The following is a 15,477-nucleotide window of genomic DNA, read 5'->3' on the forward strand; positions in this document are numbered from 1 at the left end:
AAACAAATAAGGGATCTACTACTACTAATTACAATGAGCAAACAAACTGAGAAATTGAAGAAACAGCTTCTTGAAATTTCGGATGTAATCAATGCGTTTCAATCTGAAGCCGTACAAGTTAAAATAATTGACAGATTACTGGATACAATGGTTGACTGGGATCGCGAAAGTGAAGACAGCTACAACCGCAAAACCATGCGTTTACAATCTGACGAAAGCCGTAGCAATAGCGGTAGCCGTAAACCGGGAGCAACTAAAGTGTTAAACCAACTGCTGCAAACAGATTATTTTGATAGTCCGCATAGCATAGCCGATATAGCAAACCACTGTAAAGACCAGTACGATTCGGATTTTAAAACATCTGAACTGTCGGGCATATTGCTAAAGCTGGCAAACGAAAGCAAATTACGCCGCGAAAGAAGTGAGGAAAATAACCGCTTTGAATACGTGAAAGCATCGTAAAAGATAAAGCTAAGAGACAAGAGCCAGGAAACAAGACACATTTTTGTTCTTGATTCCTGGCTCTTTTTTTTGAATATTTAAGACTAACCAGCCTCCATCTTGTTTCTTGGCTCTTAGCTCTTTCCTTTTATCTTAAGTCAAATAAACTTTCAACACCTAACATTTTACGCGAAGTGAAACCTTCGGCGTAGCGTGCCTGTATGGAACGGCCCAACTCTCCGGCACGTGCTTCCACGTTCTGAAAAAATTCAGGAGAAGAGATGTAAGTTTGAGGTTCATCGGCCCACTCGGGGTTATGAAACTGCGAGCCGTAAGCTTTTATACTATCCATTTTACCTTGCCAGTAATCGCTTACATCAACCAATACATCGGGTTTAATGTACATATCCTGAATAAAGTGCAATAGCTGCTTTGGTCTCCAGGCTTCCTGCGGTTGCCCGTTATCAAAAGTTTCAATTTTACGCAAGCCCGATAAAAAGCAGGCGGTTTGTACCAGGTCACTCGCCCGGCCATGATCCGGGTGGCGGTCATGGTAGGCATTGGTAATAACAATTTCAGGCTGATAACGCCTTATCACTTCAATTACCTTTAGCTGGTATTCGGGCGTATTCTGAAAAAAACCATCGGGTATGCCCAAGTTGTCTCTAACAGCCAATCCTAATATTTTGCCTGCAGCCTCAGCTTCTTTAATGCGTATTTCGGGAGTACCGCGTGTACCCAGTTCACCACGGGTTAAATCAACGATACCCGATTTTTTACCCATAGCATTATGCTTTAAAATAACTCCGGCGCAACCAAGTTCGGCGTCGTCGGGGTGTACGGGCAACACTAAAATATCAAGTTTAATCATGCTATTACCAAATGATTATCAGCCACCAGTAACTCGTTAATTTTACGTTTTACCTTAGCTGCTGTAGGTTTGGTGAAAGGATAAAAGAAATCAACCACATGACCGTTCCGATCAATCAGGTACTTATGAAAATTCCATTTTGGTGATGATTGTATGCGGCCATTCTCGCGTTTGTTGCTCAAAAAGCTAAATAACGGATGCACCTCTTTACCCTTAACATGAGTTTTATTAAATACCGGGTAATGCGTACCGAAATTGATGCTGCAAAACTTGCTTATTCCGGCACCGCTTAAAGGCTCTTGTCCGCCAAAATCATTCGAAGGGAAAGCAAGTATCTCAAAATTCTGCCCCTCAAACTCGCTTCTTAAAAGTTCAAGTTCTTTAAGTTGTGGGGTAAAGCCGCATTGCGAGGCTGTGTTTACAATTAATAAAACTTTGTTTTTATAATCGCCCAAGTTCACTTCTTCACCATTCAGTTTTTGAACACTGAAACGGTAAATACTCTGTTCGTCCATTTATTAATTATATCTGTTGGAGTAATAGCCGGCCTGTCGCAGTATGGCTTCAATGTCGCGCTCCTGTTCCGGGTCGTATGTTTCTTTCAAATTGTGGCCAAATATACGTGCTACAGATTGAAACATAAAGGCCTGAAAGCCGCCTTTTAATTGTTTGGCAAGTTCATAACTGGTTGTACCTACTTCACGGTCAATCAGCTTTATTAAAATCTCGCCCTGAGTAATAGTCAGATTTTTGATTTGAGCGTTAAACAGCTCCTTCACTTCCTTTTCACATGTTTTTACCAGCTCCTTTTGCTTGTGCTTATCAGAGGTTAAGGCCAAATCACGCTGTAACTGGCGGTATTTATCGCCCGCTATACGCGCATACGGAATAACCTTGTAAACATTGTAACGTAGACGGTAGTAAGCTTTACGGTCGGCCTCACTGGGCCATATGCGCACGCTTACAACAGGCACCTCGGGCAATATTACCCACGGCACCAGCTCGCCTTCGTAATTAGTTAAGTAAGTTTTAATGGTATCATTTTTGCCCACCTTTGGATGTGGCAGCTGATTTTGAGAGCGCGCACGCCCCGCAAAACAGCAAAACAATAGCATTAAAACAATATATTTCATATATTTACTTACTTACAAAAATAGTGCTAATTTTTAGTGAAATAAAAATCATTGTGCGAATTTATTTTTATACGCATTTAAATGATAAATAGTTAACAAGCGCTTATAAATGAAAGATTTAGTGATTGATCTGGAAGCTGAAAAAGCGGAAATACTAAAACGTTACCGCGCCCTGTTGCGTGCATCAAAATCTACCCTTCAAAAGGGTGACAAGAGAATGATACGCAAGGCGTTTGAAATGGCCGTAGAAAGTCATAAAGATATGCGCCGCAAATCGGGCGAACCGTATATATACCACCCTATAGCCGTTGCGCAAATAGCCGCCGAAGAAATTGGCCTGGGTACCACTTCAATTGTTTGTGCCCTGTTGCATGACGTGGTTGAAGACACCGATGTTACCCTTGAAGACATTGAACGTGAGTTTGGAAAAAAGGTAGCCAAAATAATTGATGGCCTAACCAAAATTTCGGGCGTTTTCGATACCAACAGCTCATTACAGGCCGAAAACTTCCGTAAAATGCTGCTTACACTGGCCGATGATGTAAGGGTAATACTTATTAAACTTGCCGATAGGTTGCACAACATGCGCACCATGGAGTTTATGCCGCGCGATAAGCAGCTTAAACTATCGTCGGAAACGGTTTACCTGTACGCTCCGCTTGCGCACCGCCTGGGTTTGTATGCCATAAAGTCAGAACTAGAAGACCTTTCTATGAAGTACATGGAAAGAGAAACCTACCAGTTCATCAAGAAAAAGCTTAACGAGAAAAAGGCAGAGCGTGAAAAGTTCATACAGGATTTTATACAGCCGGTTGCTGCTGCGTTAGAAAGCCAGGGACTTAAAGCCGACATTTTTGGCCGCCCAAAATCCATCCATTCCATATGGAATAAGATGAAGAAAAAAGCCATCCCGTTCGAGGAGGTTTATGACTTATTTGCCATACGTGTAATACTTGATAGCGCGCCTGAAAACGAGAAGGCCGATTGCTGGAAAGCTTATTCTATAGTAACTGATTCTTACCGGCCCAACCCCGATCGTTTGCGCGATTGGGTGTCCTCACCTAAAGCCAATGGCTATGAATCATTACATACCACTGTAATGGGACCACGCGGCCAATGGGTGGAAGTTCAGATACGCACCAAGCGCATGAACGAAATTGCTGAGAAAGGCTTTGCTGCTCACTGGAAGTACAAAGAATCATCGAGCGATAGCGGACTTGACCAGTGGATTCATAAGGTACGCGAATTGCTGCGCAACCCTGATAGCAATGCACTCGACTTTTTGGATGATTTTAAAATGAATTTGTTCAGTGACGAAATATTCATTTTCACGCCGAAGGGTGCGCTTATACAATTACCATCCAACGCAACTGCGCTCGATTTTGCTTTTGAGATACATACCGATGTAGGCGCAAGCTGTATTGGAGCCAAGGTGAATCACAAATTGGTTCCTTTGAATTATAACCTGCAAAATGGCGATCAGGTTGAAATTATAACTTCAAGCAAGCAAACACCAAAAGAAGACTGGTTAAATTTTGTAGTTACTGCCAAGGCTAAGGCTAAAATTAAATCTTCGCTTAAAGAGGCAAAACGCAAGATAGCCGAAGACGGCAAGGAGATTTTGGAGCGTAAGCTGAAATCGCTTAAGATTTCGTACAATACTGACAACATTCACAAGCTTACCAACTACTTTAAATTACTATCGAGCCAAGATTTATTTTTTAATGTAGCCAAGGGAGTAATTGACCTTAAAGACCTTAAAGAATACCAGGCCACCGAAAAAGTAGTTGAAAACAAGCCTCAGGATAAAATTGACAACGAGCAGGTACAAAGCCTTATACGCACTATAAAATCAAAAGATAGCGACATACTACTGATTGGTGAGGATATGCAAAAGATAGATTACAAGCTGGCAACCTGCTGTAATCCTATTCCGGGCGATGATGTGTTTGGCTTTATAACCGTAAACGAAGGCATCAAAATCCATCGTACTAACTGCCCCAATGCTGCCAAACTAATGGCCAACTACGGCTACCGTATTGTAAAAGCACGCTGGACAAATCAGCACGAACTTGCATTTCTTACAGGTTTACGTATTACCGGCATTGATGATGTTGGCTTAATTAATAAGCTTACCACCGTTATATCAACCGATTTTAAGGTGAATATGCGCTCGCTTACCGTTGATAGCGATAACGGCATTTTTGAAGGAACTATTATGGTGTATGTAAATGACACTATACACCTTGATAATTTAATAAAACGCCTTAAACAAGTTAAAGGGGTAACAGGCGTAACCCGCTTTGACTCGGCTCCTACCCCTGTTGAAAGGGCATCATAGGAGCGAGTATAAAATACAGAGTCAAGAGTTCAGATATTAAGAAGCATCACTTCTGCCTTTATATCTCAATTCGTGACTCTTTATTCTTGGTTTTAATACTAACATGGGCATGTCATTAGTTCATGCTTGCTCCTGATTCTTGACTCTGTACTCTTGATTCTACTCAATAATTTCTACCTTTGAATTCTTAACTGTTTTAATATTATGCCTCTACAGGAAACCATTGATATGGTTAAAAAAATTTTCGAGGCGTATCTCGAAAATAAAAGCCTGCGTAAAACGCCTGAGCGTTTTGCCATTTTAGAAGAAATTTACTCGCGCAATGATCACTTCGATGTCGAATCGTTATACATTCACATGAAGAACAAAAAGTACCGGGTAAGCCGCGCCACCGTATACAATACACTCGAATTGCTGGTATCTTGTGATTTGGTTACCAAACACCAGTTTGGTAAAAACATGGCCCAGTTTGAAAAATCATACGGTTACAAGCAGCACGACCATATTATTTGTATTGACTGTGGCAAGGTGGTTGAGTTTTGCGATCCCCGCATTCAGCAAATACAAAGTATGATGGGCGATTTGTTAAAGTTTGACATTAAGCACCACTCTTTGAACTTATACGGCAACTGCACTAAACTACGCGAAGGCGTTTGCGACCGTAAAAATTAAGTTCGCCTTTAACGCTGTATGTTTCTGAAATACAATGAGCAGAAACAAAATAAGTGTTGACAGATGCTGATATAATCTTACTTTTGCGCTTTAAAAAGTTAGATATAAATAAAATACACATATACGTCATGCCGGATTTATTTCGGCATCTTACAGCAAGACAACGATGGATACTTGTAAGTGAGATGCAGAAACAAAATTCGGCATGATGATTTTAAAATTAATTTAAATGGCTGTTGATGTTTTATTAGGACTCCAATGGGGCGACGAAGGCAAAGGAAAAATTGTTGACGTACTGAGCGCCGGTTATGATTTAATTGCACGTTTCCAGGGTGGGCCTAATGCCGGTCACACACTTGAGTTTGACGGCAAAAAGTTCGTATTGAACACCATTCCCTCAGGTATATTTTTTGCAAACACCATGAACCTTATTGGTAACGGTGTAGTTATCGATCCTATTACTCTTAAAAAGGAGTTAGATAAACTGAAGGATGCCGGTCATGATTTATTGGCCAAAGGCAACCTGATGATAGCAAAAAAAGCTCACCTTATATTACCTACACACCAACTGCTTGATGCCGCTAATGAAAAGAAAATGGGCGACGGCAAAATTGGTTCAACTTTAAAAGGTATTGGTCCAACTTATATGGACAAAACCGGCCGTAACGGTTTACGTATAGGCGATATTACCCTGCCAGACTTTAAAGAGCGTTACGACAAGCTTGTGCATAAACACACCTCTATGTTAGAGGCGCTTTACGGCGATGTGGTTGATTTTACAGAGCGTGAACAAGCATTTTTTGAAGCTATTGAAATTATCAAACAATTCCCGCTAGTTGATTCAGAACATTTAGTAAATGATTACCTTAAACAGGGTAAAAAAGTACTGGCCGAAGGTGCACAAGGCGCTATGCTCGATATTGACTTTGGTTCGTACCCATTTGTTACGTCATCAAACACTACTACAGCAGGTGCTTGCACCGGCTTGGGTATTGCTCCAAGCAAAATTGGCGATGTAATTGGTATTTTTAAAGCTTATTGTACCCGTGTGGGTGGTGGCCCCTTCCCTACTGAATTAGATAATGAGTTGGGTGAAGAACTACGCCAGTTAGGCCACGAGTTTGGCGCTACCACAGGTCGCCCACGTCGTACCGGCTGGATAGACTTGCCGGCGTTGAAGTACGCTATTATGTTGAATGGCGTTACTCAACTGGTAATGACCAAGGCTGACGTTTTAAGCGGTTTTGAAAAAATTTACGCCTGTACCCACTATAATTACAATGGCGAAACTATTGATTACATGCCTTATGATATTTGTACCATTAAGCCTGAGCCTATGCTACAGGAAATTGATGGTTGGCATGAAGACATCACCGGTATTAAAGAATTATCTGAAATTCCGGCAAGATTGCAATCATACATGAATTTTTTAGAGGAACAATTAGGCGTTCCGGTTAAATATCTTTCAGTTGGGCCTGATAGAGTTCAAACGCTTGAAATGCACTAATTCGGCATTACAAAAAGAACAGCATATATAAGCCTGCTTTAAGCAGCAAACAAAATTTGGTTAAAACACTTTTTTTGAAATTTTATCTTGACAAGTTAAATTTTACTTGTACATTTACTCCCGATAAATAACACATGAAAGTTAATAACGCATTCGGTTTTGGTTTCTATTACTTTTACTTTAGCAGTAAGAGCCGGGACTGATATGCTTAACAAAGACATATAACAAAACAAAAAAGTCCCGGCCCAACAGCCGGGACTTTTTTCATTTAACAGGGTTATGGAAATTACAACGCCACGTGTGGCAATTCAAGGTATCCGCGCATCGTTTCACGAAGAAGCTGCTTTTAAGTACTTCGGCACCAACATTCAAACGGTAGAGTGCAATTCGTTTAAGCAAACCTTTGAGGCGCTTAAAAATAAGCAGGCCGACTACGTGGTGATGGCTATCGAAAACAATATTGCCGGTAGTATTTTACCCAATTATTCGTTGTTGATGAGCTATAACTTCCCTATTGTTGGCGAGGTTTACCTGCCCATCCAGCTGCACTTTCTAACCCTGCCGGGTGTAAAGTTTGAAGATATCAAAACGGTAATATCGCATCCTATAGCACTACGCCAGTGCATTGACTTTATGGACGAATACCCGCACATTAAAGTGGTAGAAAGTAACGACACTGCCGCTTGCGCCAAACGTGTACGTGATGAGCAGCTGACCGATACCGCAGCCATAGCCAATAGCCTGGCAGCTAACTTGTACGAGTTAGAAGTAAAGGAACGACGTATAGAAAGTAACAAAAAGAATTTCACCCGTTTCCTGATTTTCACCAGCCATGAAAATGCCAGGAAAGTAACCTCTAATAAGGCATCGTTATGTTTCCAGGTGAGCAACGAAGTTGGTGCGCTGGCGAAAGTGCTCAACATTTTGGCCGAGCAGGAAATAAACATGAGCAAAATACAAAGCATGCCGGTGCTGGGTAAGCGCAATGAGTACAACTTTTATGTTGACGTTGAATGGCAGCAATCTCAACAATATGATACCGCTGTACGCCAAATACTCAGTTACACCAAAAACTTTAACATTCTTGGCGAGTACGAAAGGTACATTGATGACGTAGTTAATGGCTCGTAGTTGACAGATCATAGTATTAAAAATAGCAAATAGATAAACAACAATATTTAAACAATTAAACAACAATTCACGGTTCCATGAACTATTATCCATGAACCATGAACTCAAAACAAGAATTATGAAACTCGATTTAAAAATACAGCCACTTAGCTCTTGGATTACTGCTAAGGCTCAGCCATTATTAATTGCCGGCCCTTGCAGCGCCGAAACTGAAGATCAACTGGTTGCAACCGCACACTTACTGGCCGCTACCGGTAAAGTTACCGCCCTGCGTGCAGGTATTTGGAAACCACGTACCCGTCCGGGTGAGTTTGAAGGTATTGGCAGCATTGGTTTAGAGTGGTTAAAACGCGCCAAAGCCGAAACAGGTTTGCCAACAGCCGTTGAGGTTGCAACTGCAAAACATGTTGAGGAAGCATTAAAAGCAGGTGTTGACATTCTTTGGGTAGGTGCACGTTCAACTGCCAACCCTTTTACCGTGCAGGAAATTGCTGATGCTTTAAAAGGTTCTGATGTACCGGTAATGGTTAAAAACCCGGTTAACCCTGATATTTCACTATGGATTGGTGCTTTAGAGCGTATCAACAACGCGGGCATTACTAAACTGGCTGCTATTCACCGTGGTTTCTCATCTTACGAAAAAACTGCTTTCCGTAACGAACCAATGTGGGATTTAGCTATCAACCTTAAAACCCATGCGCCTGAGTTGCCTATCATCTGCGACCCTAGCCACATATCGGGTAACCGCGAGTTAATTCCATACGTATCGCAAAAAGCATTGGATATGGATATGCAAGGTTTGATGATTGAGTCGCACATTGACCCATCTGTTGCCTGGACCGATGCTAAACAACAGGTTACTCCATCAGCTTTAAGCGAGTTAATTGACCGTTTAACGCTACGTCAGCCTGAAGTGGTTAACACCCAGGTTAAAGATGCGTTAGCTGAGCTACGCAATAAAATTGACAAAATAGACGACCTGGTTATCCAAAAGTTAGCTGAGCGTATGAAAATTGTTGAGCAAATTGGTAATTACAAAAAAGACAACGGTATCACCATTTTACAGGTTAACCGTTGGGACGAAATTTTACAGAAGCGCAGCAACTACGGTAAAGCACTAAACCTGCACGCTGACTTCACAGAGAAACTTTTAGAATTGATCCACAGCGAGTCTATCCGTAAACAAACCGAAATTATGAACGCTGGCCAGGGTGAGGCTCCTGTACAGGAACAATTGACACATTCTTAATAGCTGTAAAAGCCCCACCTAATTCCTCCTCGGGAGGGAGGAATTATTAGCCCCCTCCCTCTTGGGGTGGGCTTGGGAGGGGCTGCACAAATTGATAATTATACCATGTCAACAAACCTAACGGTTAGCCGTAATAATAAAATTGTTAAAACTACCATCCAACTCACCGGCTCTAAAAGCGAGTGCAACCGTGCATTAGTAATTGAGGCGTTGAGCAAGGGCAAGGTACAGGTTACCAATGTATCAGACGCTGCTGATGCCATGTTACTGGCGGGAATATTACGGGGAGAAACTCAAGATTCTGAAACACTTGCAAGTTACAATTCCCAACCTGTAACTGTGAACATCGGTCCTGCTGGTACGGCTATGCGCTTTTTAACGGCGTACTTTGCCTTGCAAAATGGAGAAGTATTACTTACCGGCACCGAGCGCATGAAACAGCGCCCTATTGGAATTTTAGTTAATGCTCTGCGTGAGTTAGGTGCCAATATTGATTATGCCGAAAACGAGGGTTATCCTCCCCTGCATATTAAAGGCGGCTTTGAGCAAAAGACTAATCAAATTACCATTAAAGGCGACATCAGCAGTCAGTACATTACTGCTTTGTTACTGATAGCCAACAGCTTGCCGCAGGGTTTAGAGCTGCATATTGACGGCGAGCTAACCTCTCGTCCGTATGTGGAGATGACTTTAAGCATGCTTAAACAGGCCGGTATACAGCACCAATGGAATGACAATGTAATAAGCATCGCCAACCAGGATTTTGTAGAAACCAGCATTTGGGTTGAACCTGATTGGAGCGCAGCTTCATATTGGTATTCGGTAGCGGCACTGGCTGATGAGGCTGAGCTTTTCCTGCCCGGATTAACCTCCTACAGCCTGCAGGGCGACAGCGTGATTACCGAACTGATGGCCAATTTTGGCATCACCTCTCAATTTAAAGATGGTGGAGTGCATCTCAAAAAAGAACCTAAGCCTGTTCAGCGTAAAATATTTGACCTAAAGTCGTGCCCCGACCTGGCGCAAACTTTAGTTGTAATATGTGCTGCCTTAGGTCACGAAGCTACCTTTACTGGTTTGGAAACCCTTAAAATTAAGGAAACCGACCGTATTGCGGCCTTGCAAAATGAACTGGCTAAAATGGGCGTCAAGCTTATAGAAAAAGGCCAGGTTTATAAACTGGATTGCAGCGAAAAGTTCATCCCAGAAAAAATAACCATTGCCACTTACGAAGACCACCGTATGGCTATGGCCTTTGCACCACTGGCTTTAATTATACCACAGGTAGAGATTGAAGAAGCCATGGTGGTAGAAAAATCTTACCCTGCGTTTTGGGACGATTTTAAAAAAGCAGGTTTTGAGGTGGTAGCATAATGTGCTACTGTATTTTTAAATCGAAGATATTTGTTGTTTATTAAGGCCGGAAGTTCCGGCCTTTTTTATTTATGTGCTATTTTTACAGCTCGTATGAAGTTTGAGATAGCTGACATTCCCTTATTTAAACAAAAGGCCTTACAATGGGCAGCAAATCACGAGGTTTGTTCCTGTCTCGATTCTAACAGCCACTCTAACAGTTATTCTAAATTTGATGCACTTATTGCTGCAGGCGTTAAAAGCGAATTGATAGCCAGCGCGGGCGATGCTTTCAATAAACTCAACCAATTCAGGCAACAACACACCGGCTGGCTAACCGGCTTTTTAGGTTATGATTTAAAAAACGAAACTGAGCAGTTATACTCTGTACATACGGACAACCTTCACTTTCCTGACCTGTACTTTTTTGAACCTGAACATCTGATTATTATTAAAGGTGAAGTGATTGAAATACTGTCAGATAATGCCGAGCAGATATTTGCCGAGGTAAACAAACAAAAGCTATATTCTATTCAAAAACCAAACGATTTAAATCTCCAGGCACGTTTTAGTCGAGAAGAATACGTTCAAACCTTTGATCGTATTAAGCAGCACATAAACCGTGGCGATATTTACGTAACCAACTTTTGCCAGGAGTTTTACGTGGAAAACGCAGTTATACATCCTGTAAGTATTTTTAGTGAGTTAAATCGTATCTCACGCACACCCTTTGCAAGTTTTTTCCAGTATTATGGGCAGTACATTCTGTGTGCATCGCCCGAGCGTTTTTTAGCTAAGCGTGGTGATAAACTCATATCTCAACCTATTAAAGGTACAGCCCGCCGAGGCGCCACCAAAGTTGAAGACAATGCTATTAAGCATAACCTGCGCAATAACCTTAAAGAACAGCAGGAAAATGTAATGGTGGTTGATATGGTACGCAATGATCTCACAAAATCGGCCGTATCTGGCTCTGTTAAAACCGAAGAACTGTTTGGCATTTATAGCTTTAAGCAGGTTCATCAAATGATATCAACCGTTACCTGCAAGCTACAATATGGATTATCAGCGGTTGAAGCTATCCGCAATACATTCCCAATGGGCAGCATGACCGGTGCTCCCAAGGTTAGTGCTATGCAGCTTATAGAGCAGTATGAGCGTACGAGGCGCGGCGTTTATTCAGGCGCGGTTGGATATTTTAGCCCGGATGATGACTTTGATTTTAACGTGGTGATACGCACTATTTTGTACAGTGCTGCTAATGAATATTTATCTTTTGAGGTTGGCAGTGCTATTACTTTTGATGCCAAAGCTGAGGATGAGTATGATGAGTGCCTACTCAAAGCCAAAGCAATTTTAAAGGTACTGCAAGTTAAGCTATAATCCTTCTTAAAATAAAAAAGTCATTTCGAGTAATATCGAGGCCTTGCTTAATCAATCTGAATAATTCCCTGATTTATTAACGAGACTACTCTTTATCGTTCGAGATGACAACTTCGATTGTTAAAGATATTTTAGAATTTAAGGTGCTTAACCGTAAACCCATTGTTGATTAATTGCTTCAACGATTCGATACCTACTTTAAGATGAGTTTCTACATACTGCTCTGTCACTTTTGAGTCGCTTTCTGCAGTTTTAACACCTTCGGGTATCATTGGCTGGTCTGAAACTAACAGCAGTGCCCCAGTTGGAATTTTATTAGCAAACCCGGTAGTGAATATAGTAGCCGTTTCCATATCAATGGCCATGGCGCGCAGCGTTTTTAAATACTTTTTAAACTCCTTATCATGCTCCCAAACGCGGCGGTTGGTGGTGTAACACGTTCCGGTCCAGTAATCGCGTGAGAAGTCACGTATGGTGGTTGATATAGCCTTTTGAAGCGCGAAGGAAGGCAGTGCCGGAACTTCTGGTGGTAAATAATCATTTGATGTACCTTCTCCTCGTATTGCTGCTATAGGTAAAATCAAATCACCTACCTGGTTCTTCTTCTTTAAACCACCGCACTTGCCTAAAAATATTACGGCTTTAGGGCTTATAGCTGTTAGCAAGTCCATTACGGTTGCTGCAACCGGGCTGCCCATACCAAAGTTTACAATGGTAATTCCATTCGCTGTAACACTTTGCATTGGCTTATCTAAGCCCATTACCGGCGCGTTGTCATTCCATTCAGAAAATAACTGAAGGTATTTCGAGAAGTTGGTAAGTATAATATATTTACCAAAATCATTCAACGGGCGGCCCGTATAACGTGGTAACCAGTTGTTTACAATAGAATCTTTTGATTTTAAACCGCTTTTAACCGGCGATTGTACCTCTTTAACATCCTTAGCATTTTCAACAATTTTTGCGTCTTTTTTAATTTCTATCTCTTCATTCATATTCTTTTTCTCCTTCCTTTTAAAATATTGATTTACAGTTGTACGACAAAGCCCCGGGGCGTGCCGGCGATTGTTTAAATCAACATATTATTTTTGTTATTAACGTTAAGATTGCTTTAATGTTCCGTTCGCGACCGGAGGCATCAGCGAGCAATTGGTATACGGGTTTTCACCGAAATCTGCGGATACAACAAACCCCGGCGTTTCACCAGGGTTGTATGTTTTGTATATGAGATTTTACAAATATACGCATTTCTGCGTAAAAAGCAACTATGCTACTTTCAACTTCTTCAAATCTGATTTCTCAAACTTTTCGTGAGCGTAATCAAGAGTTACATTCAGTCGTTTAACATCCTTTTTAGACGGAAATTCAAACATAGCATCAATCATGATGGCTTCGCATATTGAACGCAGGCCACGAGCACCCAGTTTGAACTCCATAGCTTTATCAACAATAAAGTCAAGCACTTCATCATCAAACTCAAGCTTCACACCCTCATAGTCAAAAAGCTTTTTGTACTGTTTTAACAATGAATTTTTTGGCTTGGTGAGTATGTTGTGCAACGCATCACGATCAAGCGGATTTAAGTAAGTTAAAACCGGCAAACGGCCAATTAACTCCGGAATTAAACCAAACGATTTTAAATCCTGAGGAGTAATATACTTGTATAGGTTTTTAGTATCAACCTCGTTATCGTCGCGTTTTAACTTGTAACCTACAGTTTGAGTACGTAAACGATTGGCAATTTTACGGTCAATACCATCAAAGGCACCACCACAAATGAACAGGATATTGCTGGTGTTAACCGAAATCATTTTTTGATCTGGGTGTTTACGTCCACCTTGCGGCGGTACATTCACCATGGTACCCTCTAATATTTTCAGTAAGGCCTGTTGAACACCCTCGCCTGATACGTCGCGCGTAATGGAAGCATTATCGCTTTTGCGGGCTATCTTATCAACCTCGTCAATATATACAATACCACGCTCAGCGGCGGCAACATCGTAATCGGCAGCCTGCAGCAAGCGGGTTAGTATACTTTCAACGTCTTCACCTACGTAACCGGCCTCGGTTAATACCGTAGCATCTGAAATACAGAAAGGAACATTTAAAATTTTGGCAATGGTTTTAGCCAGCAGGGTTTTACCAGTACCAGTTTCGCCTACCATCATAATGTTCGATTTCTCAATCTCAACCTCGTCTTTATCTACACGCTGATTAAGGCGTTTATAGTGATTGTAAACCGCAACGGCCAGCACTTTTTTAGCATCATCCTGCCCAATAACATACTGATCAAGGTGAGATTTAATTTCCGCAGGCTTTAAAATAGTTGGCGTAGATGAAGTAGATTTCACCTTACGCACTTTCAGCTCTTCGGCCAAAATCTCATTAGCTTGATTTACGCACTTGTCACAGATGTGTGCATCGAGCCCGGCTATCAGCATAAGAGAATCCTGCTTTCCTGCTCCACAAAACGAACACCTGATTTCCTTGCTGTTTTTATTCATCTAGATAAAGATTTGGTAACCAAATATAAAAAACTAAACCAACTTAATTAGTTATAACCAAAATTAAGCCGGTTTAGTGTTAAAAAATTGAAAAATTATTTCTCGGTATTACGGCTCAAAACCTCATCAACCATACCAAAGGCTTTAGCTTCATCAGCAATCATCCAGTGGTCACGGTCTGATGCTTCCCAAACTTTTTCGTAAGGGGTACCGCTATGTTTAGAAATTATTTCATAAAGCTCTTTTTTCAGCTTTTGAATTTCGCGGGCTGTAATTTCAATATCAGAAGCCTGACCTTGAGCACCACCAAGCGGCTGGTGAATCATTACACGTGAGTGAGGTAAAGCAGCACGTTTACCATCGGCACCTGCACAAAGCAGCACAGCAGCCATTGACGCAGCCATACCTGTACATATAGTAGCTACATCATTAGTTACAAACTGCATTGTATCGTATATGCCTAAACCGGCATATACCGAACCACCTGGTGAATTAATGTAAATTTGAATATCACGTTTAGCATCAGCCGATTGCAAGAACAGCAATTGTGCCTGAATGATGTTGGCAATGTTCTCATAAATGGCATCACCTAAAAAGATAATGCGGTCCATCATCAAACGTGAAAACACGTCCATTTGCGCTACGTTCATTTGGCGCTCCTCAATAATGTAAGGCGTCATGTCAACAGGGTGAGCAATGGCCTGAGGCATCATTTTGTGCTCAACGCTTGAAATAAATTTATCAACAAAAATGCTGTTAATGCGGTGATGTTTAACCGCGTATTTGCGGAATTCGTTTTTATCGATATTACTCATTTTGTAAAAGATTTCAATTTAAAAATCTGCGCATCCGGCGCAGGCGGTTTTTATCTTGTTGTATAACTAAGTGGAGC

Annotated in this window: 14 protein-coding genes; 8 read left to right on the top strand and 6 right to left on the bottom strand. The window is 41.4% G+C overall.

Annotated features, from left to right (window positions below; all coding sequences use genetic code 11):
* Positions 1-33: 33 nt before the first annotated feature.
* Positions 34-462 (top strand): hypothetical protein, encoded by a 429-nt coding sequence (locus GO816_RS01890; RefSeq protein WP_157539659.1) that lies wholly within the window; start codon positions 34-36, stop codon positions 460-462.
* A gap of 127 nt (positions 463-589) precedes the next feature.
* Here the strand turns inward: GO816_RS01890 and bshB1 are convergent, their stop codons facing one another.
* Genes bshB1 through GO816_RS01905 form a run of 3 tightly spaced genes read right to left on the bottom strand, consistent with a single transcriptional unit; the run spans position 590 to position 2,445 of the window.
* Positions 590-1,309: a bacillithiol biosynthesis deacetylase BshB1 gene (gene bshB1, locus GO816_RS01895; protein WP_317163585.1), complete on the bottom strand. Its 720-nt coding sequence runs from the start codon at positions 1,307-1,309 to the stop codon at positions 590-592.
* Positions 1,309-1,827, bottom strand: coding sequence for a glutathione peroxidase (locus tag GO816_RS01900; protein ID WP_157539661.1), 519 nt, complete (start codon positions 1,825-1,827; stop codon positions 1,309-1,311). Before GO816_RS01900 ends, bshB1 begins: the two co-directional genes overlap by 1 nt.
* Positions 1,828-1,830: 3 nt before the next feature.
* Entirely contained in the window at positions 1,831-2,445 is a 615-nt protein-coding gene (locus GO816_RS01905; protein ID WP_157539662.1) for a DUF4294 domain-containing protein, read from the bottom strand.
* Positions 2,446-2,554: 109 nt separating this feature from the next.
* On the opposite strand from GO816_RS01905, the gene GO816_RS01910 reads away from it, so the two are divergent.
* The 7 genes from GO816_RS01910 (at position 2,555) to GO816_RS01940 (ending at position 12,081) form a co-directional block, all read left to right on the top strand.
* A complete protein-coding gene (locus tag GO816_RS01910; protein ID WP_157539663.1) occupies positions 2,555-4,786 on the top strand; it encodes a RelA/SpoT family protein in 2,232 nt (743 codons plus the stop codon).
* Positions 4,787-4,990: 204 nt separating this feature from the next.
* Complete coding sequence (locus tag GO816_RS01915; RefSeq protein WP_157539664.1) at positions 4,991-5,458, top strand: Fur family transcriptional regulator; 468 nt, start codon at positions 4,991-4,993, stop codon at positions 5,456-5,458.
* A gap of 229 nt (positions 5,459-5,687) precedes the next feature.
* The gene (locus tag GO816_RS01920) at positions 5,688-6,965 is read left to right on the top strand and encodes an adenylosuccinate synthase (RefSeq protein ID WP_157539665.1); all 1,278 of its coding nucleotides are present in this window, start codon (positions 5,688-5,690) and stop codon (positions 6,963-6,965) included.
* A gap of 279 nt (positions 6,966-7,244) precedes the next feature.
* On the top strand, positions 7,245-8,096 hold the full coding sequence (locus GO816_RS01925; RefSeq protein WP_157539666.1) for a prephenate dehydratase: 852 nt from the start codon (positions 7,245-7,247) through the stop codon (positions 8,094-8,096).
* 118 nt (positions 8,097-8,214) lie between these two features.
* Complete coding sequence (locus GO816_RS01930; RefSeq protein WP_157539667.1) at positions 8,215-9,345, top strand: chorismate mutase; 1,131 nt, start codon at positions 8,215-8,217, stop codon at positions 9,343-9,345.
* A gap of 105 nt (positions 9,346-9,450) precedes the next feature.
* On the top strand, positions 9,451-10,719 hold the full coding sequence (gene aroA / locus GO816_RS01935) for a 3-phosphoshikimate 1-carboxyvinyltransferase (RefSeq protein WP_157539668.1): 1,269 nt from the start codon (positions 9,451-9,453) through the stop codon (positions 10,717-10,719).
* Positions 10,720-10,812: 93 nt separating this feature from the next.
* Positions 10,813-12,081: an anthranilate synthase component I family protein gene (locus tag GO816_RS01940; protein WP_157539669.1), complete on the top strand. Its 1,269-nt coding sequence runs from the start codon at positions 10,813-10,815 to the stop codon at positions 12,079-12,081.
* Positions 12,082-12,212: 131 nt separating this feature from the next.
* Here GO816_RS01940 and GO816_RS01945 read toward each other — a convergent pair whose 3' ends face one another.
* From GO816_RS01945 to clpP, 3 genes are all read right to left on the bottom strand, one after another.
* Positions 12,213-13,076 carry an AMP nucleosidase gene (locus GO816_RS01945; protein ID WP_157539670.1) on the bottom strand — a complete coding sequence of 288 codons (864 nt, stop codon included), beginning with the start codon at positions 13,074-13,076 and terminating at the stop codon, positions 12,213-12,215.
* A 270-nt stretch (positions 13,077-13,346) separates the two neighbouring features.
* The gene (gene clpX, locus GO816_RS01950) at positions 13,347-14,585 is read right to left on the bottom strand and encodes an ATP-dependent Clp protease ATP-binding subunit ClpX (protein WP_157539671.1); all 1,239 of its coding nucleotides are present in this window, start codon (positions 14,583-14,585) and stop codon (positions 13,347-13,349) included.
* Positions 14,586-14,680: 95 nt separating this feature from the next.
* Entirely contained in the window at positions 14,681-15,400 is a 720-nt protein-coding gene (clpP, locus tag GO816_RS01955; RefSeq protein ID WP_157539672.1) for an ATP-dependent Clp endopeptidase proteolytic subunit ClpP, read from the bottom strand.
* Between the last annotated feature and the right edge of the window lie 77 nt (positions 15,401-15,477).

This window comes from Mucilaginibacter aquatilis (assembly GCF_009755275.1).
Classification (GTDB): domain Bacteria; phylum Bacteroidota; class Bacteroidia; order Sphingobacteriales; family Sphingobacteriaceae; genus Mucilaginibacter; species Mucilaginibacter aquatilis.

Excerpts from the sequence above, each read along its gene's own strand:
- GO816_RS01890 (WP_157539659.1), top strand. The coding sequence starts at position 34 with ATGAGCAAACAAACTGAGAAATTGAAGAAACAGCTTCTTGAAATTTCG.
- GO816_RS01900 (WP_157539661.1), bottom strand. The coding sequence starts at position 1,827 with ATGGACGAACAGAGTATTTACCGTTTCAGTGTTCAAAAACTGAATGGT.
- GO816_RS01905 (WP_157539662.1), bottom strand. The coding sequence starts at position 2,445 with ATGAAATATATTGTTTTAATGCTATTGTTTTGCTGTTTTGCGGGGCGT.
- GO816_RS01910 (WP_157539663.1), top strand. The coding sequence starts at position 2,555 with ATGAAAGATTTAGTGATTGATCTGGAAGCTGAAAAAGCGGAAATACTA.
- GO816_RS01915 (WP_157539664.1), top strand. The coding sequence starts at position 4,991 with ATGCCTCTACAGGAAACCATTGATATGGTTAAAAAAATTTTCGAGGCG.
- GO816_RS01920 (WP_157539665.1), top strand. The coding sequence starts at position 5,688 with ATGGCTGTTGATGTTTTATTAGGACTCCAATGGGGCGACGAAGGCAAA.
- GO816_RS01925 (WP_157539666.1), top strand. The coding sequence starts at position 7,245 with ATGGAAATTACAACGCCACGTGTGGCAATTCAAGGTATCCGCGCATCG.
- GO816_RS01930 (WP_157539667.1), top strand. The coding sequence starts at position 8,215 with ATGAAACTCGATTTAAAAATACAGCCACTTAGCTCTTGGATTACTGCT.
- aroA (WP_157539668.1), top strand. The coding sequence starts at position 9,451 with ATGTCAACAAACCTAACGGTTAGCCGTAATAATAAAATTGTTAAAACT.
- GO816_RS01940 (WP_157539669.1), top strand. The coding sequence starts at position 10,813 with ATGAAGTTTGAGATAGCTGACATTCCCTTATTTAAACAAAAGGCCTTA.
- GO816_RS01945 (WP_157539670.1), bottom strand. The coding sequence starts at position 13,076 with ATGAATGAAGAGATAGAAATTAAAAAAGACGCAAAAATTGTTGAAAAT.
- clpX (WP_157539671.1), bottom strand. The coding sequence starts at position 14,585 with ATGAATAAAAACAGCAAGGAAATCAGGTGTTCGTTTTGTGGAGCAGGA.
- clpP (WP_157539672.1), bottom strand. The coding sequence starts at position 15,400 with ATGAGTAATATCGATAAAAACGAATTCCGCAAATACGCGGTTAAACAT.